Origin of the sequence: Bacillus sp. 7705b (assembly GCF_002289525.1) — a bacterium.
Lineage (GTDB): Bacteria > Bacillota > Bacilli > Bacillales > Bacillaceae > Bacillus > Bacillus halotolerans.
In genome coordinates, this window is record NZ_NSDH01000033.1 from 14,959 (window position 1) to 35,156 (window position 20,198).

Annotated in this window: 15 protein-coding genes and 1 tRNA gene; 3 read left to right on the forward strand and 13 right to left on the reverse strand. The window is 43.4% G+C overall.

Going from position 1 to position 20,198, the window contains the following annotated elements:
• Positions 1-364 precede the first annotated feature (364 nt).
• The gene (locus CJU60_RS12690; protein WP_095713951.1) at positions 365-850 is read left to right on the forward strand and encodes a cysteine dioxygenase; all 486 of its coding nucleotides are present in this window, start codon (positions 365-367) and stop codon (positions 848-850) included.
• Positions 851-1,054: 204 nt separating this feature from the next.
• On the opposite strand, the gene CJU60_RS12695 is transcribed toward CJU60_RS12690, so the two are convergent.
• From CJU60_RS12695 to CJU60_RS12705, 3 genes are all read right to left on the reverse strand, one after another.
• A tRNA-Ala gene (locus tag CJU60_RS12695) sits at positions 1,055-1,127 on the reverse strand.
• A gap of 106 nt (positions 1,128-1,233) precedes the next feature.
• Positions 1,234-2,064, reverse strand: coding sequence for an undecaprenyl-diphosphate phosphatase (locus CJU60_RS12700; protein WP_010331630.1), 831 nt, complete (start codon positions 2,062-2,064; stop codon positions 1,234-1,236).
• 91 nt (positions 2,065-2,155) lie between these two features.
• On the reverse strand, positions 2,156-3,322 hold the full coding sequence (locus CJU60_RS12705) for an AI-2E family transporter (RefSeq protein WP_095713952.1): 1,167 nt from the start codon (positions 3,320-3,322) through the stop codon (positions 2,156-2,158).
• Between the two features lie 180 nt (positions 3,323-3,502).
• On the opposite strand from CJU60_RS12705, the gene CJU60_RS12710 reads away from it, so the two are divergent.
• Complete coding sequence (locus CJU60_RS12710) at positions 3,503-4,489, forward strand: Gfo/Idh/MocA family protein (RefSeq protein ID WP_024122626.1); 987 nt, start codon at positions 3,503-3,505, stop codon at positions 4,487-4,489.
• A 40-nt stretch (positions 4,490-4,529) separates the two neighbouring features.
• Here CJU60_RS12710 and rhaA read toward each other — a convergent pair whose 3' ends face one another.
• The 9 genes from rhaA to CJU60_RS12755 all read right to left on the reverse strand — a co-directional run bounded on the left by rhaA (position 4,530) and on the right by CJU60_RS12755 (position 19,024).
• Positions 4,530-5,804, reverse strand: coding sequence for an L-rhamnose isomerase (gene rhaA, locus CJU60_RS12715; RefSeq protein ID WP_095713953.1), 1,275 nt, complete (start codon positions 5,802-5,804; stop codon positions 4,530-4,532).
• A gap of 15 nt (positions 5,805-5,819) precedes the next feature.
• Positions 5,820-6,134, reverse strand: a complete 315-nt coding sequence (rhaM, locus tag CJU60_RS12720) for an L-rhamnose mutarotase (RefSeq protein WP_059292671.1) — start codon at positions 6,132-6,134, stop codon at positions 5,820-5,822.
• 15 nt (positions 6,135-6,149) lie between these two features.
• Complete coding sequence (gene rhaB, locus CJU60_RS12725) at positions 6,150-7,607, reverse strand: rhamnulokinase (RefSeq protein ID WP_095713954.1); 1,458 nt, start codon at positions 7,605-7,607, stop codon at positions 6,150-6,152.
• The gene (locus tag CJU60_RS12730; RefSeq protein WP_024122630.1) at positions 7,604-8,389 is read right to left on the reverse strand and encodes a DeoR/GlpR family DNA-binding transcription regulator; all 786 of its coding nucleotides are present in this window, start codon (positions 8,387-8,389) and stop codon (positions 7,604-7,606) included. The genes rhaB and CJU60_RS12730 overlap by 4 nt, the downstream gene beginning before the upstream one ends.
• Before the next feature lie 57 nt (positions 8,390-8,446).
• On the reverse strand, positions 8,447-10,516 hold the full coding sequence (locus CJU60_RS12735) for a bifunctional aldolase/short-chain dehydrogenase (protein WP_095713955.1): 2,070 nt from the start codon (positions 10,514-10,516) through the stop codon (positions 8,447-8,449).
• Between the two features lie 143 nt (positions 10,517-10,659).
• Positions 10,660-12,648, reverse strand: coding sequence for a methyl-accepting chemotaxis protein (locus CJU60_RS12740; RefSeq protein WP_095713956.1), 1,989 nt, complete (start codon positions 12,646-12,648; stop codon positions 10,660-10,662).
• A 112-nt stretch (positions 12,649-12,760) separates the two neighbouring features.
• Entirely contained in the window at positions 12,761-14,746 is a 1,986-nt protein-coding gene (locus tag CJU60_RS12745) for a HAMP domain-containing methyl-accepting chemotaxis protein (protein WP_024122633.1), read from the reverse strand.
• Between the two features lie 126 nt (positions 14,747-14,872).
• Positions 14,873-16,861, reverse strand: a complete 1,989-nt coding sequence (locus CJU60_RS12750; RefSeq protein WP_095713957.1) for a methyl-accepting chemotaxis protein — start codon at positions 16,859-16,861, stop codon at positions 14,873-14,875.
• Between the two features lie 174 nt (positions 16,862-17,035).
• Positions 17,036-19,024: a HAMP domain-containing methyl-accepting chemotaxis protein gene (locus CJU60_RS12755; protein ID WP_095713958.1), complete on the reverse strand. Its 1,989-nt coding sequence runs from the start codon at positions 19,022-19,024 to the stop codon at positions 17,036-17,038.
• 154 nt (positions 19,025-19,178) lie between these two features.
• Here CJU60_RS12755 and CJU60_RS12760 point away from each other — a divergent pair, with 154 nt between their 5' ends.
• Positions 19,179-19,916, forward strand: coding sequence for a protein-glutamine gamma-glutamyltransferase (locus tag CJU60_RS12760; RefSeq protein ID WP_024122637.1), 738 nt, complete (start codon positions 19,179-19,181; stop codon positions 19,914-19,916).
• A 12-nt stretch (positions 19,917-19,928) separates the two neighbouring features.
• On the opposite strand, the gene CJU60_RS12765 is transcribed toward CJU60_RS12760, so the two are convergent.
• A complete protein-coding gene (locus CJU60_RS12765) occupies positions 19,929-20,183 on the reverse strand; it encodes a hypothetical protein (RefSeq protein WP_024122638.1) in 255 nt (84 codons plus the stop codon).
• Positions 20,184-20,198 lie beyond the last annotated feature (15 nt).

Here is a 20,198-nt window from a genome sequence, read left to right on the forward strand (position 1 = left end):
ACCGATTGTGTTTTGTCAATGGCGCAAATTTCAAGCACAAATCAAACACCTAAACGGCTTTTGCCCGATATCGTGACTTATGAGTCCCTGCCTGCTCCCTCAAGCGATTTAAAGCAGGCCGTTTTAAAATTAATCCTATCGGTCTTCGCTTGGGTAATGACGGCACCTTTCAATTCACTGTTTTCATCAAAATTCAAACTAATCAACCCGAATAAGTTGGTGATAAGAACAACATGTTGACCGCACATTTTTTTGTGTTCACTAGGCGTTTGCCGCCTCTAAATTGTCTATGGGTAAATATCATGAACTAATCTGCGAAATACCAATGCTAGGCAATTTTAAATGATCCGGGAGGTAAAAACGAATGGAACTGTATAAGTGTATCGAAGAAATTTTTGGCGGCTTGAAAAATCCATCGGTTAAAGATTTGGCAGCTTCTTTAAAACAAATTCCAAACGTGGCAGAATTGAGTCAACCATATATAAAGGAACCAGACCAGTACGCTTACGGCCGAAATGCCATCTATAGAAACAATGAATTAGAAATTATCGTGATTAACATTCCCCCAAACAAGGAGACAGCAGTCCACGATCATGGTCAATCCATTGGTAGTGCAATGGTGTTAGAAGGAAAACTTCTTAATTCTATTTATCGCTCAACCGGCGATCATACAGAACTCTCCAATTCATATTTTGTCCACAAAGGAGAATGTCTTATATCAACCAAAGGTTTAATTCACAAAATGTCCAATCCGACTTCCGAACGAATGGTGTCTCTTCATGTTTACTCACCCCCTTTGGAAGACATGACGGTCTTTGAAGAACAAAGTGGTGTATTGGAAAATTCATGATTTACAGCCTGAACTACTTTACTTGATTAGTTTGTTATATGTCATTTTTCAAACGCAGGAGCCTAATGAAGGAATATCTGACTTTATCATTGGTTTATGAAATGCTCCTGAGGACATATGATTTCGGATCAACAGAAGGGTTCAGCGAATGAATCCTATCTATTAAAAACAAAAAAACCCTTATAGAATAAGGGTTTACAGGTATGGAGCCAAGGGGGCTCGAACCCCTGACCTCTACGCTGCCAGCGTAGCGCTCTCCCAGCTGAGCTATGGCCCCGTATGTAACGTCATGTTTATTATAGATGATTTTTTTTTGAAAAACAAGCTGTTCCTTTCTAATTGACAGAAAAAATAAGGCCCTTTCCGGAGCCTTATTTTTCGATTTACATCATAAACAAAAGTAAAATCACGCCGAGAATGATTCGGTAGATTGCAAACGGAACAAGTTTGATTTTGTTAATCAGTCTTAGGAAGAAACGGACCACAAACAGCGCAACAACAAAGGCACAGATAAAGCCGACGATAAAAAACGGCATTAAATCGGAGCTTAAGCTGTCCCAGTGTTTCACTAGGCTTAAGGTGCTGGCTCCCATCATAATCGGCATTGCCATTATGAATGTGAAATCGGCTGCCGCACGGTGATTCAACCCGAGAATAACGCCGCCGGAAATCGTTGAGCCGGAGCGTGAAAAACCCGGCCAAAGAGCAAGACATTGGAATAAACCGACGCCGATTGCCTGCTTATATGAAATACGGTCTAGGGTGTCTGTCGTTTCTTTCCGTTTATTAATCCAATCGGCTGCAAGCATTAAAACTGCCCCGGCAATTAAGCCAATGGCCACGGTGCGGACTGAAAATAAATATTCATCAATATAATCCTCAAACAAAAAGCCGAGAACCGCGGCGGGCACAAGCCCTACTGCGATTTGGGCAATGCTTAATTTGTGACCATGCTCTTGGTCACTCGTGATATTTTTTTTCAAGCCAAGCAAATTCAAAATCCTGTCTTTAAACACAATCGCAACCGCTAAAATAGAGCCAAGCTGAATGACAACTTTAAATGAGTTGGCTGCTTCTTCAGACATGAGACTGCCTGATTTAAGCCAGATATCGTCTACTATAATCATATGTCCTGTCGAAGAAACCGGTGCGTACTCTGTTAATCCTTCTACGATTCCTAAAATAGCAGCTACAAACAATTCCCATAGAGTCATGATTTTAATTCTCCCCATTAGACATTTATTTTTTACATAACGGGAGCCTTCCATAAATGGAAAGCCCGTCTTATATAACTATAAATGAAATTTATGCTTTATGACTCTTTGTATTTTCATTTTTTTCTTCATCGTATAGATGCGACTGCATTTTAAACCAGTCAAATAAATGTGTCGTAATGACTTTGGCAACCGCATAGCCCGGAATCGCAAGAATAATTCCGATAACACCAAACAGCTTGCCGGCGGTTAACAGCAGAAAAATAATGGTGATTGGGTGGATATGAAGGTTTTTCCCCATAATTTGCGGGGAGATCAGTTTCCCTTCAATAAGCTGAACAATTGTCCAGACGATCACAAGCTTGAGCAGCATCAGAGGCGATGTCACAATAGCGATAATGATCGCAGGCGTAATGGCGATTGTCGGACCTAAATACGGCACGATGCTTGTACAAGCCGCAATAACGGCAAGTAGCGAAGCGTAATCCAGTCCGATGATCAAATAGCCGATAAACAGCAAAAATCCAATGCAGAAGCTGACAATGATCTGTCCTCTGATATAAGAACTTAGCCGATGATTCATTTCGCTTAAGACTGTGTATGTCTGCTCTTTTAATTGTGTCGGCACAAACTTCAGTATGTAGATCGGCAATTTCTTTCCGTCCTTTAACAGATAGAAAAGAATAAATGGAACTGTCACGATCGAAATGATAATCTCAGTTAAGGCGCCGATGAAATTCCCAACGCCGGTAAAGGTGCTGTTTACAATCGTCGCTGCCTGATCTGACACCTTTGTCGCGAGATCAGATATATTAATGTTCATCGTTTGCTGCGCCTGATTGACAAAGTTACTGCCGATCAGTTCTTTTGTCTGATTCTCAACAACATCCACATATCTCGGGATGTTGTCAATCAAACTCATAATTTGCTCTTTTAAAAAGGGGATAATCGACACGATTGTGATCGTGATCAGCCCGATAATCAACAGATATAACAGCAAAATGGAATAGATTCTTCTGATTCTTCTTCTCTCAAGGAAATCAACGACAGGGTTTAACAGATAAAAAACAATGCCTGTTAAAATAATCGGAAGCGATATCGTTTTGAGCAGAACAATGATCGGGGTGAAAATAAATGATGTTTTTGTAAATACGAGAATATTTAAACCAATCAGCAGCAGAACAAGCAGGAATAAAACAAACTTGTTGTCCAAGAAGAATCGCTTGAATCTGCCGCTCCATGTTTGCAACGTCTCCACTATCGTTCCTCCGTCATACATAGTTTAAGTAAATTGTACACTATCGTACCTATAATGAAAAATAAAAACCGCTAATTGCTGGAAAAACTTCCTTATCTAAAAAATGTGATTTGATCTATCATGTGCTTTTCATCTTTTTAAGCTATAATTTAGCTATATCATACAAAAGGAGCGATATGCGTGATACGATTTGCAATAGTAGGAACCAACTGGATTACAGACCGCTTTCTAGAAGCAGCTTCAGAAGTTGAAGATTTCCAGCTCACAGCCGTTTATTCAAGAACACCTGAACGCGCCGCTGAGTTTGCCGCTCGGCATGGGGCTGCACATACCTTCTCCGACCTTCAGGAAATGGCGGCAAGCGATGGCTTTGATGCTGTATATCTCGCCAGCCCGAATGCTCTTCACAAGGAGCAGGCGATCCTCTTTATGAAACATGGCAAACATGTGCTATGCGAGAAACCGCTTGCTTCAAATACCAGAGAAACAGAAGAGATGATTTCAGCGGCCAGAGCGAATGGTGTTGTCCTCATGGAAGCAATGAAGACCACATTCCTGCCTAATTTTAAAGAGCTGAAAAAACACTTCCACAAAATCGGCACAATCCGCAGATTTACCGCAAGCTACTGTCAGTACTCTTCAAGGTATGATGCGTTTAGAAACGGAACTGTTTTGAACGCGTTTCAGCCTGAGCTGTCTAACGGCTCATTGATGGATATCGGCATCTATTGTATTTACCCTGCCGTTGTGCTGTTTGGAGAGCCGAAAGCCGTGAAAGCGAACGGATACACTTTATCTTCCGGCGTTGATGGAGAAGGTACCGTCATTCTCTCATATGACGGGTTTGAGGCCGTACTGATGCATTCTAAAATCTCAACTTCCTACGCGCCTGCTGAAATCCAAGGAGAAGACGGGACAATTGTATTGGATACGATCCATCGTCCTGAACGAGTGGAAATCCGCTATCGTGACGGCCGCCTGGAAAACATTTCGCTCTCTGATCCTAAACCGGCAATGTTTTACGAAGCGGCTGAATTTGTTTCGCTCGTGAAAGAGAAGAAACAGGAATCTGAAGAAAATACATATGAACGCTCCTTGATCACTGCTAACATCATGGAGGAAGCAAGAAAACAGATGGGTATTGTGTACCCTGCTGATCAAGCCTAAAAAAATCCGCCCGCGGCATGTTGCACGCGGGCGGATTTTTTTAAACGATCGGTGAGGATGCCTGCCTTTTGAAAAGCACGTTTTGTTCATATTCTTTGATATCATCAAGCCAAGCCTCTTTTACCGGCACTCCCATTTGCTCACAGTAATAATCCCAGATGGCACCGAAAGGATAGGTTTTAAATTCCTCCATCAGCGCCAGCCTTTCTGTAAAGCGCCCCTCATCCTGCAATTGTTTTAAATGGTCATTCGGAAGAAGCAAAGCGTACATTAAAGCTTTCATCATATTTCTCGTTCCGATAGTCCAAGCGGCGACACGGTTAATGCTGGCATCGAAAAAATCCAGACCGATGGCGACTTTCTCTAATGCCTGATTACGGACGATCTCAAGGGCGATTTCTCTCAATTCATCGTCTAACATCACGACATGGTCACTGTCCCAGCGAACGGGCCGGGATACGTGCAAGGCGAGTTTGTCTGTGTAAAGCAGCATCGCCGAGATCTTGTTTGATACCGTTTCTGTCGGGTGAAAATGTCCCGTATCGAGCAAGCATAACTTATGGTTCGTTAAAGCATAGGCTAAATAAAACTCATGAGACCCGACGACATATGATTCTGATCCAAGTCCGAACAGCTTGCTCTCGACCGAATCAACATTGTAATCTTCACTGATTTCCTCGCGGAATATCCGATCCAATGATTCTTTTAATCTTTTGCGCGGCGTCAGCCTGTCACTCGGAATATCCTTATAGCCGTCCGGAATCCAAATATTCGTCAAGCAAGGCGTGCCTAATTCTTTGCCGAAATACGCTCCGATGCGGCGGCACGCGATGCAGTGATGAATCCAAAACTCCCGGATGGATGGATCAGGGTGTGCGAGTGTAAGCCCGTCATCCGCTTTCTCATGTGAAAACAGTGTCGGATTGAAATCTAATCCGATACCAAGACCCTTTGCCCACTTCACCCAATTTTCAAAGTGATGCGGCTTCAGCTGATCACGTTCTACAACTTCTCCGTTTGTTTCTGCGTATATAGCGTGCAGGTTTACCCGATGCTTTCCCGGAATGAGAGACAGAGCTTTCTCCAGATCTCTTCTTAATTCTTCCGGGGTTTGCGCTTTTCCGGGATAATTGCCTGTGACGTCAATGCCGCCGGAAAGCTCGCCCTTATTCACTTCAAACCCTTCAATGTCATCACCCTGCCAGCAGTGGATTGAGATCGGAACTTGCTGCAATTGCCGGAACACAGCTTCAACATCAATTCCCCATTTTTCATATTCTTGTTTTGCGCTGTCATAATTCGCTTTTATCGTCATACGGCTCTCTCCCTTTTATTCGAAATAAAAGACTTCCTTCAGATCGATTGAAACGGGACTGTCATCGGCGTTTGTTTTCATTAATGGCGCCATTGATTTCCACCATCTGCGGCACACCTCTGTGTCCGCCATCTTCTTCCACTTTTCCTCATCCTCTATCTCTAAATAAGCAAATAACCGGCCTGTCTCTTCGTCTAAAAAAATAGAATAGTGATGCGCCCCATGGGCTTTAAGCGCTTCCGCCATTTCTGGCCAAATGTCATCATGCCTCTGTTTGTATTCCTTGAATTTATCTTTATGGACGAACATGATACTCGCTTTTCTTTTCAAGCTGATCACCTCTTTTTATTTAGATAGCGCTTTCAAAACAGTTTGATGATAGGACTGAATGATGGCGCTTCTGTCAGTATCTTTAGGGATAAACACTTTAATGGGAAAGGAGTTTCTGACGGTCTTGCGGGCCTGGTTTACGTCCTTTATTTCTTTGGCAGCAATCATTTGCATCAGCAGATTTCCGATGGCTGTCGCCTCAGCAGGTCCGGCGTATACCGTTTTTCCGCTCATATCAGCGGTTAATTGATTTAAGAAGTCGTTTTGGGCGCCTCCTCCGATAATATGAAGCTGTTGAATGTTTTTCCCTGTAATGGTTTCTAGTTCTGAGATGGCTATCGCATAGGTGATGGCTAAATTGCTGTAGATACAGCAGGCAAGTTCGCCTGCGGTGTGAGGAATCTGTTGGAAGGTTTCTCTGCAATAATGTTGTATTTCCTTTATCATGTCATGCGGATACAGAAAACGATCATCATTTAAGTTGATAAACTGCTGAAACGGTTTTGTTTTTCCAGCTTCTTCTGCCAGTTGCTGAAAATTGTAATCTTCTCGTAATTGTTTTCGGACTTCTTGTATCATCCACATGCCAATGATGTTTTTCAGGAAACGAATGGTGTTGTTTGCGCCGCGTTCATTTGTATAATTGTTTTTCAATGCGAGTTTATTTATAATCGGCGTTTCGTTCTCAATTCCGATTAGCGACCATGTTCCGCTGCTGATATACGCCCAATCATTGTTTATGCCTGGTGCGGCGAGGACAGCTGAAGCAGTATCATGTGTTGCGACGGTAATCACCCTGCAAGCCGGCAGATCATAGCCTGGAAACCAATCATTTCTTAACATGCCGAGTTCCTGTCCCGGTTCAGTCAGCGGCGGAAGTTGCTGTTCCTTAACAGACACGGCTTCGAGCAATTCGGGATCAAACTTTCCGGTTAAGGCATTTAAGAGCTGTGTCGTGGACGCATTTGTGATTTCCGCTGCTGCTTTGCCGGTTAAGCAATAGCCTAAATAATCCGGCACCATTAAAATCTGCTCTGTTTTTCTCAGCAGCTCCTGGTCTTCTTCATATAATTGATAGATTGTGTTAAAAGGCAGAAACTGAATGCCTGTTTTTTGATAGATTGTTTCTTTTGATATCGTTTGCGCAAGCTTCTCCATTGTGTTCTCTGTTCTTTTATCCCGGTATGATATGACTTCTCGTAAACGGCTGCCTTTCTCATCCAGCAAGACGTAATCAACGGCCCATGTATCAATGCCGACGGTGCAGCAGTCATAGCCAAGAGCTTTCACCTTTTGCAGCCCTTGCAGGATTTGCTCTAGCAAATGATCAATATCCCAATAGCCATGTCCGTCTCTTTGCATGAAGCCGTTTGCGAATCGGTGAATCTCTTGTACTGCAAGCTTTCCTTCCTGGAGTTCGCCTATTATGACTCTCCCGCTTGATGCCCCTATATCAACAGCAGCATATATCATCCTTTCACCCTTTCTTTAGGAAGGGGGACGGCTGTCACTTTCACATTCTTTTCTTCAAGGGCTTTTACTGATACCGGATCAAGTCTGGAATCGGTAATGATGCAGCTGACATCCTGCAAAGAGGCGATATGTGAAAACTCACGGTTCCCCCATTTGCTTGAATCGGCCATCAAAATGGTCTGATCAGATCTTTCAATCATCCGTATTTTAAGCAGTGCCTGCCACTCATTTGAGTCGCTCATTCCATGTTCCATATCAAACCCTTGGCAGGACAGAAAAGTTTTATTTACATGATAGGTTTCAAGTGAACGCTCAGCTAACGGTCCCGCAAATGATAATGATTTTGTCAGCAAGATACCGCCGGTTGAAATAACTGATATCTTTTGTTTTTTGCTCAGTTCAATGGCTGCCTTCATTGAGTTTGTAATGACGGTGAGCTCAATATCAGGGAGTATTTTCGCCATGTACCATGCAGTGGTGCTTGCATCGAGAATGATTCGGTCACCGCTTTTTACATATTTGGCCGCTTCGTGAGCAATGGCTTTTTTCTCTATTACATTTGTAATTTCACGTTCAGAAAAATGAATTTCCGACTCCTGCTGCTGAATGCTGACCGCACCTCCGTGGCTGCGGCTCAGCTTATGCTCTTTCTCAAGCTTCTCAAGGTCCCGCCGAATCGTTTCTTCTGTGACAGAAAATATGTCACTCAATTCGGATACGCGGATGCTTAAACGCTTATTCACTAGTTCGACTATTTTTTTCTGCCGTTCTGCTACTAACATCGGTAACGTCCTTCCTCATTAATATCCGTCTTGCTTTTCCCATATCATAGCATACTTCTAACGCGTAAAAGCTGCCGGGACGCCGCCGTCTACTGTAATCATACACCCTGTCGTCTTTTCAGCTTTAGAAGAAGCCAAAAACGAGATTGATTCGGCAATATCCTGCGGGTAAATATTAACCAAAAGCGTTGTGCGTTTCCGATAATGTTCCTCTAGCTGATCCGGCTCTATTCCATATGCCGCAGCCCGTTCCTCCCGCCAGCTTGACCCCCAAATCGCTGAGCCTTGGAGAACCGCGTCAGGCAAAACTGAGTTTACACGAATGCCGTATTCTCCTCCTTCTGCTGCAATACATCGAGCCAAATGGGTTTCAAGTGCTTTTACCGAACTGTAGGCTGAAGCGTTTTTTCCCGCATAGACAGCGTTTTTCGATCCCACAAACACCATGCTTCCGCCTATGTTTTGCTGTTTCATTTGCTTAAACGCTTCCCGGGCCACGAGAAAATAGCCGGTTCCCAATACATTGATATTGAGATTCCATTCTTTTAAACTTGTTTCGTCAAAAGGGCTTGATGTTGCCAGCCCGGCATTATTAACGACAATGTCAATGCCGCCGTAGGTAAGCGCTGCTTGTTCAAAGGCAGACTGTACCTCATCTTCATTTGTCACATCCATTTTGACAGCCATTGCGCGTCCTTCTCCGTACGTTTCGTTTATTTCCTCGGCAATTTTTTGTGCGCCTTCTACATTCAGGTCAGCCGCGATCACGTGTCCGCCTTCTGCTGCAAAGTGCCGGCAGGCTGCACTTCCGATTCCGCCGGCGCCACCTGTTATCAATGCTACTTTTCGAGAAAATTCTGCTTCCGGCGGGGCCAGCGTGAGTTTATATAATTCCAGCGGCCAGTATTCAACATGATAGGATTCATTTTCGTTTAATGAAACAAATCGTCCGAGTGAGGCAGAGCCTTTCATTACAGCAATAGCTCTCTGGTATAAAGCACCGCTAACTTTTGACATGGCAAGGCTTTTTCCCGTATTGACCATTCCAATGCCAGGAATCAATATGACACGCGGCGCTGATTCAAAGATTTGATCCCCTTCCTGCTGATTGCGTGCAAAGTAAGCTTGATACTCTGCTTTGAAGCGCTCGATCCCTGACTTCAGAAGGTCCTCCAGCTCCTGTGCATCTTGCGTTTCCGGATTCCATTCAATGTACAGCGGGACACGCTTTGTATGAACAAGGTGATCCGGACACGCAGCGCCAATTTGAGAAAGCTCCGGCGCTTGCACGCTGTTTACAAATTCTAATACCTCTTCATGATCGTCATAGGAGAGGATCATTTTCTTTTCATCGCTTACAGCTCCTCGGATAACAGGCATGATACCCGCCAGAATTTGTTTCCGCTTATCTGCTGGCAGTGACTCGTATCGCCTGCCGCCGAATCGCTGTTTTTGGTTGATGCGTTCATGAATGTACTGCTCAGCTTCTTGAATAATGGAGATCGTTTTCTCATAACACTTCTCTGACGTATCTCCCCAAGTGACTAAGCCGTGTTTTTCCATTAAGACAAGCTCGGCATTTGGATTGTTTGCCACGCCGTCTGCGATCATTTTAGACAGAGTAAATCCCGGGCGAACGTATGGCACCCATACAAACCGGCTGCCATAAATATCTTCGGCAATTTGTTTTCCATTATCAGCGCAGCAAATGCTGATAATTGCATCCGGATGGGTATGGTCAACATGATTGTATGGCAAAAATGCGTGTAAGAGTGTTTCAATGGAAGGGCGGGGATGTTTGCTGTCTATCATACAATGAGACAAGTAATCTACCATTTCTTCATCTGACATCTGGTCTCTTTCAATCAGCGGACGGATGTCATCTAATCTCAGGCCGGTAAAGTTATGCGCTTTCATTGTTGCCAAGTCTGAGCCGCTTCCTTTTACCCACATCACTTCTGTTTCGCGGCCTCTGAAATCCTTCTCCGTTGTTTTCATCGACGTATTGCCGCCGCCCCAGTTGCATACAGTGCGGTCTGCTCCGATTAAATTGGACCGATACACCAATTCTTCAACACCCTTTGGCAGCTGGGCGGCATGTTCTGATTCCCATACATGTTTCACCATTTTCGTCTTCCTCCGTCCCTTTTATTTGTATCCGCTTTCATTATATATGATGTTTGTTTGTTTTTGAATACCTTTTGTTTATTTTTGTTTTTATCAAGAAACAAAAAAAGAAAGCAGCAAAGATATGCCGCTTTCTTTTTCTATTAAGATTCAATTTTAAATTTTTTCGTAATGTCTTGAAGTTCTTCCGCCATGTTCGCCAATGTTTCAGCTGAAGAACTGATTTCCTCCATAGACGCAAGCTGCTCTTCCGCCGAAGCTGCGATATCTTGAATGCCCGCTGAGCTTTCTTTCGCTACTTCGGAAATTTCCTCAACCGCACTTGATACTTCCTGTGATCCGACTGACAGCTGTTCAACCGTTGCATTCAGATTTTGTAATTCACCGGATATTTGCGATGTCATCTCGTAGATTTGCTTAAAGCTTTCAGCTGTTTGGTCTGTAATTTGCAAGCCTTCTTTAACTTCATGATTCACGGATTGGAACATAGAGAGCGACGTGCTGATTTCTCTGACAATCTCTTGAATTAATCCTTCAATTTCCTTCGCAGAATGTGCTGATTGCACAGCAAGTTTTCTGACCTCTTCCGCTACAACAGAGAAGCCTCTGCCGTATTCTCCGGCTCTGGCTGCCTCAATTGCTGCATTTAGAGCCAACAAGTTCGTTTGATCTGCAATGCCGTTAATTACATTTAAGATGCTGGTAATGTCCTGAGATTTTGTTTCAAGGCCTTTGACGACGGCTTCAGCTTTTTGAACGGATTCATCGATTGTCTTCATTTGGCCGACTGTGTGCTCTACCAGTTTTTCTCCGCTTCCGGCTGCCTCAGAGGACTGGATCGAAGACTTCGTAATGGTTGATGAAGCCTGAGCCACTTTTGATATGCCATGGTTCATTTGAGAAAGATGATCTGAGCTTGTTTCCAATTTCTCACTTTGCGCCTCGTTGCCATTTGAAAATTGTTCGATTGCCAGCGTAATGTGTTCAGTCGCCTTGCTCGTTTGGGCTGCACTTGCCGTCAGTTCTTCGGAAGATGATGCCACATTTTCTACAGATGTTTGAATAACACCGATGACAGAACGCAATGATTCAGACATTTCGTTAAAGCTTTCTCCTAGCTGGCCAAACTCATTTTTCGACTGAATATCAATCACTTCCGTTAAATCTCCGCTGCTGATTTTCGCAGATGTTAAAACCAGTTTTCTTAACGGTTTGGTGATGGCGCGTATAATAAAGAGAATGAGTATGCCGCCGATCACAATTGACACACATAGAATGATAACGGCAGTGTTCAGTACCGGACTTGAAGCGTCTTGCAATTCACTGACAAAGTACGTACCCGCGATTTTCCACCCTGTCAATTTATTTGTCGTAAATGCCATTTTCTTTTCTTTGCCTTCGAAGGTATATTCAAATGAGCCGTCTGCTTTTGAATATACCTCTTTTGTCCAGTCGCCGGATCCAGTTGTTCCAGGCTTAATCGTCGGATGGGCGATATATTTTTTGCTGCCTGTTGTAATAAATGCAAAGCCGTTTTTACCGATTTTTATTTTCTGTGAAGCTGCCAGCACTTCATCCAGATTTAAATCAAGCGCTATGACCCCTGAGCCATCTTTTAATTGTTTGGAAATCGTAACAACGATATCTCCTGTCGCTTCGTCAGTATACGGCTCTGAGAATACAGCCTGTCCTTTTTTCGCAACGGCTTGTTTGTACCAGTCACGTTCTGTCGGATCGAAACCTTTAGGAACGCCGCTTTCCGGATATTTGTAAAGCTTTTTATTTTCTGAAGCCGCATAGATTGCTCCTACATCGGCATTTAGTGTTGTGTACTGCTTAAATTTTTCATTCAGTAAGGTTTTATTTTTGCCTTGTAATATGTCCTTATCAATCGTCTCACTGTAATAATCAATTGCTTTTACTTTATGATTCAATTTGTTTTCAAGTGTGCTGTTGAGTTCTTCAACGTTTCCTATTGCACTATTTGTGAGTTCCCTGTCCAGTGCGTTCCAAGCTGATTGATAACTGAAATATGCTAATACCCCAATCGGCAAAATGAGCACTGTCAGAAACGCAGCGATGAGCGGTTTGCTGATTGATGGCTGTTTGATCCAATGTATGAATTTTCCCATTCTCGATAATTCCTCCTTTAAGCTAAAAATAATATCGTCAAGCTAGGATAAAAGCTTTAATAAAAAAACTAAAAAAAACACCCAAGTGCAGAACCTTGGGTGTTTTGACTTATTATTCGATTTTGAATCGTTTTGTCATATCGCGAAGCTCTTCAGCCATGCTTGAAAGTGTTTCTGCTGATGAGCTGATTTCTTCCATAGAAGCAAGCTGCTCTTCGGCTGATGCCGCGATATCTTGAATGTGGGCTGAGCTTTCTTTTGAAATCGATGCAATATGCTCAGACGCTCCCGATACCTCTTCAGAGCTGGCAGAAAGCTGCTGAACCGTCGCACTCATGTTTTGCAGTTCTCCGGCTATCTGGTTTGTCATTTCAGAGATTCGTTTAAAGCTTGTCTCAGTTTGATCTGTGATGTCAAGGCCTGTTTGCACCTCTTGGTTCACAGACTGGAACATGCCGAGAGATGTGTTGATTTCTTTCACGATTTCAATGATGAGTGCTTCAATCTCTTTAGCTGAATCAGCGGACTGTACAGCCAGCTTTCTGACTTCTTCCGCTACGACTGAGAAGCCGCGCCCGTATTCGCCTGCGCGCGCCGCTTCAATGGCAGCGTTTAGTGCAAGCAGGTTCGTCTGGTCAGCAATACCGTTAATCACGCGCAGAATGTTTGTGATGTCTTTTGATTTGGTTTCCAATCCGCGAACAACTTGTTCCGCTTCTTTCACGGACTTGTCTATCACGTTCATTTGGCCGACAGTCTGATGAACAAGCTGTCCGCCCGCACTCGCGATTTCTGTCGATTGAACAGATGAATCTGTAATGACTTCAGAAGCTTGAGCCATATTCGTCAATCCGTCATTCATCTGATAAATATGCTCCGCCGCTGTTTCGATGTTTTCATTTTGTTTTTCATTGCCGTTTGAAAATTGTTCAATCGCCAATGTAATATGCTCGGTCGCTTTGCTTGTTTGCGCGGCAGATGCCGTCAATTCCTCGGAGGAAGCGGCAACATTGTCTACCGAATCCTGAATGGCGTGTATGAGAGAGCGAAGTGAAGACGCCATATTGTTAAAGCTTTTGCCCAGTTCGCCCAGTTCATCTTTTGAACGGATATCAATCGTTTCCGTTAAATCTCCCTCACTGATCCGCTTAGATGAACCGACAAGCTGTTTCAGCGGTGTCGTGATTGATCGAATAACCAATGTCATCACGATGATACCGACGAGAATGGCTGCAATCAGGACAATTGATGCAAGGTGAAGCACAGGCTTAGCCGCATCATGAATCTCGTCCAGATACATCGTTCCGCCTATCTTCCATCCCGTTAGCTTGTTCGTATCAAAGGCCATTTTTTTCTTATCGCCGTTCATGCTGTATTGAAAATCGCCTTTATCGGCAGACAGCATCTGTTCAAGCCAGTCGCCTTTCAATTCGGTCCCTGAAGCCTCGTCAGGATGCGCAACGACCTTTTTGTCGTTCGTCATAATAAAAGCATAGCCTTCTGTGCCGATGTTCACTTGTTTCGTCGTTTTCAGCAGGTTATCGATCGTCATGTTGATTGCGATAACGCCTGATCCGTCTTTTGTCTGCTGGGCAATTGTCACAACCATTGTGTTCGTAGATGCTGTTTTGTATGGATCTGTTACGACGGCTTTGCCATTATTGGCAACCGCTTTTTTGTACCAGTCCCGTTCAACGGGATTATAATCGCTTGGCATCGGCAGATCCGGGTAACGGGTAAAGCGCCCGTCTTTGTCACTTGTATAAATAGATTCCACGTCTTTATTGATTTTAATATATTGTGAGAATTTCTCTTCAATGCTGGCATTGCTCTTTGCTTTATATTTCTTTTGTGTCAGCCATTCGCTGAAGTATTCGGCGCTGTTTTCTTTTTCTCCGATGCTGGTGTTAATGATTTCGTTTAGTTGCTGTACATTTTCTAAGGCGCTTCCCATCATCTGTCTGTCGAGCGAGCTGCTGGCAGATCCATAAGCAATCGCCGCTACTATGGCAACCGGTATGATGAGAATCGATAGAAAGGAAACCAGAAGCTTCCGTGTAATTGATCTCTGTTTAATAAGTTGGAGTATTTTTTTCATCAGTTCATTTCTCCTTTTTTATGCTACCCTTCATATCGGCTGAAAATGGGTAAATATATACATTAAAAAAGAAGAAATTCAAGAAAAATAACTAAATCCCTATTAAAAATTAGTGATTTAGACCTATTAATCATCCAATTTAAATCGTTTTGTCAAATCCCGCAGCTCTTCGGACATTTTTTCAAGCGTCTGTGCTGATGTGCTGATTTCTTCCATGGAGGCAAGCTGCTCCTCGGCTGAAGCTGCGATATCTTGAATGCCGTCTGAACTTTCTTTAAAAATAGCGGCGATATCTATAGAAGCAGCGGAAATTTCCTGAGACCCTGCCGACAGCTGTTCAACCGTCGCATTCATGTTTTGCAATTCTGCGGCAATTTGATTCGTCATTTTTGATATATGTTTAAAGCTTTGTTTTGTTTCGTCTGTCATGACCAGACCTGTTTCCACTTCTTTATTTACGGATTGAAGAACGTTTAATGATGTATGGATCTCTTTTACGATTTCGCTGATCAGCGATTCAATTTCCTTAGCTGAATCCGCCGACTGTACCGCAAGTTTTCTCACTTCTTCAGCGACTACAGAAAAGCCTCGTCCGTACTCGCCTGCTCTTGCCGCTTCAATGGCGGCATTTAATGCTAAAAGATTGGTTTGATCCGCGATGCCGTTGATAACACGTAAAATATTTGTGATATCCTTTGATTTGATTTCCAGGCCTTTGACCACTTGCTCCGCTTCTTTCACAGAATGATCAATTGTATTCATTTGGCCGGCTGTTCTCTGAACAAGTGTTTCCCCTGTGCTTGACACTTCGGTGGAGTCTGCAGAGGTTTCTGTAATGACTGCCGCCGCCCGGGCCAGCTCAGCAAGTCCGTCGTTCATTTCGTTAATTTGTTCTGTTGTCGTCTCGATTCGGTCGCTCTGGTTTTCGCTTCCGTTTGAAAATTGTTCGATCGCCATTGTAATGTGTTCAGTGGCCTTGCTTGTCTGATCTGCAGAAGCTGTCAGCTCTTCTGACGATGAGGCGACATGTTCAACAGATTCTTTAATGCCGTATATCAGCGAGCGGAGAGAGTGCGCCATATTGTTGAAGCTTTGGCTCAGAACCCCGAGTTCGTCTTTTGATTTGATTTCTATCGTTTCTGTTAAATCGCCTTTGCTGATTTTTTCAGCTGACGCAACGATGCGTTTCAAAGGCCTTGTAATCGACCGGATGACAAAATAAATCGCCGTTATTCCGGCTGCAATGGCAATGGCAAGAACAACTGATGCCATAACAAGAACCCTGCTTGCGGCATCATGGATCTCGTCGGCATACATCGTGCCGCTGATTTTCCAGCCTGTTGTTTCGCTTGTGGCGAACGCCATTTTCTTCTTCTTTCCTTTGTGCGTATATTCAAAGTCGCCGCTTTTGTCTTTGTAAAGTTTGTCTATCCACTCCCCTTCTAACTGCGTACCCGCTTTTTCACCGGAGTAGGCGATGACTTCTTTATTTTGGCTGAGGATAAAGGCATAGCCTTCTTTGCCAATACTGATTTCTTTTGCTGTTGCCACAAGGTCATCGATTTTCATATCCATGGCGACAACGCCTGATCCATCCTTTGTCTGGCGTGCAATGGTGACAACCATTTTTCCTGATGAAATGGATTCGTAAGGTTCGGTCACAATTGTCTTTCCTTTATTAGCCATGGCTTCTGTGTACCAGTCACGTTCTAAAGCATTAAAGTCACTCGGCATGTCTGCGTGCGGATAGCGTGTGAATGTCCCGTCTTTGCTGCTTGAAAACACCGCAGCGACATTGTCATTCATTTGAATAAATTGTTTAAATTCTTGTTTGAGCTCCGTTTTTTTCTTGTCTTTCAACTTGTCTGCTGTCGCCCAATCGCTGAAAAACGCGAGGCTTTTTTCAGTCGTTTTGATTTTGCCATCAATAATGTTATCTAATATTTGAACGTTTTCCTTTGCGCTTTGCGTCATCTGTACGTCAAGAGATGCAACGGCTGATTGATAAGCGCTAACCGATAGTGCCGTAATCGGGACAATTAAGATCAGCAGGAAAGAAATAATGAGTCTCCTGGCAATTGATGATCTGCGAATGGTGGTGAGTGTTTTTTTCATTCCTCTTGAACCTTCTTTCAATAATTTACAAATTATATCGGCTGATATTCCTTTATCTTACATTGAAAATGAAGGAAAAAATGAAAAATAGTTCAAAACTCACCGGTGTAGACAGGTCTTTTTTATTATTTCTTATACAGAAAAACAGCGCTTTATAAGCGCTGTTTTTTGCTCTTATTCAATTTTAAATTTCTTCGTCAGATCACGGAGCTCTTCTGCCATCTGCGCCAGGGTCGTGGCTGATGAACTGATTTCTTCCATAGAAGCAAGCTGCTCCTCGGCCGATGCAGCAATGTCTTGAATGCTTGCCGAGCTTTCTCTTGAAACATCGGCAATTCCGCTCACTGCTGCCGATACATGCTCTGAACGGCCTGACAGCTGTTCTACGGTTGTATTCATCGTCTGCAATTTGTCTGCAATCTCATTTGTCATGCTGAAAATACTTTGGAAGCTTTCCTTTGTATTGTCTGTGACAACTAGCCCTGATTGCACTTCTTGATTAACGGCTTTAAACATGTGAAGAGAAGTTTCGATTTCTGCAACGATTTCCTGGATCAGATTCTCGATTTCTTTAGATGAATCTGCAGATTGAACGGCCAGCTTACGCACTTCCTCCGCTACAACAGAGAAGCCTCGTCCAGATTCCCCGGCCCGCGCCGCTTCAATGGCTGCATTTAATGCCAGCAGGTTTGTTTGATCAGCAATCCCATTGATGACTCGTAAAATACTCGTGATATCTTTTGATTTTTCTTCTAACCCTTTCACCACTGCTTCAGCCTGCTGAACCGACTCATTAATTGAATTCATCTGCCCGACTGTCTGCTGGACAAACTTCTCGCCTGTACCCGCGATTTCCGTTGATTGGATAGACGCCTTTGTAATGTCTGATGATGTTTGCGAGACTTGCTGGAGCCCTTCATTCATCATGTTCAGCTGATGAGAGCTGGACTCCACTTTTTCGCTCTGCTCTTCGTTTCCGTTTGAGAACTGCTCAATTGCCATTGTAATATGCTCCGTCGCCTTGCTCGTTTGCCCGGCGGATGCAGTCAGCTGTTCGGATGATGCGGCAACATTATTAACCGAGTCTTGAATGGCGCTGATAAGCGAACGCAAGGATTGTCCCATTTCGTTGAAGCTTTCGCCAAGCTCTCCCAGTTCATCTTTCGAACGGATCTCGATGGTTTCTGTCAGATCCCCGCTGCTGATCATTTTTGATGATTGAACCAGACGTTTTAACGGTTTTGTGATCGAACCAACGATAAACAGGATTAACATTCCGCCTGCCAGTATTGAAGCAATCAGCACGATCATGCCTGTTGTCAGGACAGATTTTGAGGATTCCTTGATTTCACTCATATACATGGTGCCGGCAATTTTCCAGCCAGTCAGTTGATTTGTCGTATATGTCATCTTTTTATCTTCATGATTCAGGGTATACTGCAGCTCGCCGCTGTCCTTGTCATACATTTTGGCAACCCAGTCGCCAGACAGCTTTTCACCAGCCTTATGGTTTTGATGGGCGACATATGTTTTGTTTTTCGTCGCGATGAAAACATAGCCCTCTTTTCCGACTTTAATTTGTTTCATCTGTTCCAACAGCTTATCAATTGTGATATCCATGGCGACGACGCCTGAACCATCCTTCAATTCCTGAGCAATCGTTATGACCATGCTTCCGTCATTGGCTGCCACATAAGGATCGGTCACTATGATGTCACCGCCGGCCTTCATTGCATCCTGGTACCAAGCTCGTTTTCTCGGATCGTAGCCATCCGGCAATTTTTCTTTCGGTGCCTGTACATATGTGCCGTTTTCTGCCCCTCCGTAAATTCTGGCTACGTCTTGGTTAATGGAAACATATTGCGAAAACTTGGCTTTAAGCTCTTCCTGTTTGGATTTTCCTTTAAACGCGGAGCTTTTCAGTGATTCACTGAAAAAGCTGATGCCTTTCGCTTTTGCTCCTAAATCATTTGTAACTGTTGTATTAAATGAATCGACACTATTTTTCGCATTTCCCATGATTTCCTGATCCAGTTTTCCGCTTGCTGAGCGGTAAGAACTGAATTCCAATATAAGAATCGGAATAATTAAAATCACAACAAATGAAATCATTAGTTTTCTAGAAATTGACGGTTTTGTCAGCCAATTGATAAAAGTCTTCATATCCAGCTTCTCCTTCAGGTTTGATACAGTATATATCGGCTGCTTTAAAAAGTTTTTAAAATAGAAGAAGTTTCCTTTTCAACATTTCTCTGTCTTTTTAGCTTTCATTGCCCAAGCCTTGTGCATAGTTTATAAAAAACAAGGGGGGCTTCAGATGATTATTGTATCCGGACAATGGCTCCGTCCCCAAGACATTGAAAACTGGCAAATTGACAAGAACTTGAATCCGCTGCTAAAAGAAATGATTGAAACACCCGTTCAGTTTGATTATCATTCGATCGCTGAACTGATGTTTGAGCTTCATTTGCGCATGAATATCGTTGAATCGGCAAAAGCGCTGCATAAAAGCGGAGCGAAGTTCGCCACCTTTGTAAAAACATACGGGAATACAGCGTATTGGCGGGTTTCACCGGAAGGGGCTCTGGAGCTTAAGTATAAAATGCCGCCTTCAAAGGCGATTCGGGATATTGCAGAAAACGGCCCGTTTTACGCGTTTGAATGCGCGACGGCAATCGTTGTGATTTATTACTTAGCATTGCTTAAAACCATCGGAGAAGAAAAATTCGACGCAGCCTTTGACAGAATTATTTTATATGACTGGCATTATGAGAAATTGCCGATATATACGGAAACGGGACATCACTTTTTCCTTGGAGACTGTTTGTATTTTAAAAATCCTGAATTTGATCCGCAGAAAGCGCAGTGGAGAGGCGAAAATGTGATTTTATTAGAAAAGGACAAATATTTTGCTCACGGCCTGGGAATTTTAAACGCTCAGCAAATTATTGATAAGCTGAATTCTTTCAGACGAAAAGGAGCCGTACAGTCAGCTTATCTCCTTTCACAAGCGACCAGGCTTGATATTCCGTCACTCTATCCCATCACCCGCTAAAAACCCCACCGTCTATTTTGGGGACGATGGGGTTTCAAATGCTTTTCGTTTTCGATAGAAAGGAGCTGTGCCGACATACTGGTTCGCAGCCCATTCCATTTTTTCAAGGTCATTTCTCGTCACGATGGGATCTTGGCTGCTCCACTTGATAAACCGGACAAAATAATACCCTTTGATGGGAGCCATTGTAACTTTTGAATGAGGCCAGTCTTCAAATACAAACTCAATTTTCCCTTTCTTTTTATAAGAATATTGAAGAATGTTCATCGTCTGTCACCTCTG

Bases quoted from the DNA above. Each gene is read 5' to 3' on its own strand.
- CJU60_RS12750 (WP_095713957.1), bottom strand. From the start codon at position 16,861: ATGAAAAAAACACTCACCACCATTCGCAGATCATCAATTGCCAGGAGA.
- CJU60_RS12700 (WP_010331630.1), bottom strand. From the start codon at position 2,064: ATGACTCTATGGGAATTGTTTGTAGCTGCTATTTTAGGAATCGTAGAA.
- CJU60_RS12740 (WP_095713956.1), bottom strand. From the start codon at position 12,648: ATGGGAAAATTCATACATTGGATCAAACAGCCATCAATCAGCAAACCG.
- CJU60_RS12760 (WP_024122637.1), top strand. From the start codon at position 19,179: ATGATTATTGTATCCGGACAATGGCTCCGTCCCCAAGACATTGAAAAC.
- CJU60_RS12735 (WP_095713955.1), bottom strand. From the start codon at position 10,516: ATGGTGAAACATGTATGGGAATCAGAACATGCCGCCCAGCTGCCAAAG.
- CJU60_RS12755 (WP_095713958.1), bottom strand. From the start codon at position 19,024: ATGAAGACTTTTATCAATTGGCTGACAAAACCGTCAATTTCTAGAAAA.
- rhaB (WP_095713954.1), bottom strand. From the start codon at position 7,607: ATGATATATGCTGCTGTTGATATAGGGGCATCAAGCGGGAGAGTCATA.
- CJU60_RS12730 (WP_024122630.1), bottom strand. From the start codon at position 8,389: ATGTTAGTAGCAGAACGGCAGAAAAAAATAGTCGAACTAGTGAATAAG.
- CJU60_RS12765 (WP_024122638.1), bottom strand. From the start codon at position 20,183: ATGAACATTCTTCAATATTCTTATAAAAAGAAAGGGAAAATTGAGTTT.
- rhaA (WP_095713953.1), bottom strand. From the start codon at position 5,804: ATGACGATAAAAGCGAATTATGACAGCGCAAAACAAGAATATGAAAAA.
- CJU60_RS12745 (WP_024122633.1), bottom strand. From the start codon at position 14,746: ATGAAAAAAATACTCCAACTTATTAAACAGAGATCAATTACACGGAAG.
- CJU60_RS12690 (WP_095713951.1), top strand. From the start codon at position 365: ATGGAACTGTATAAGTGTATCGAAGAAATTTTTGGCGGCTTGAAAAAT.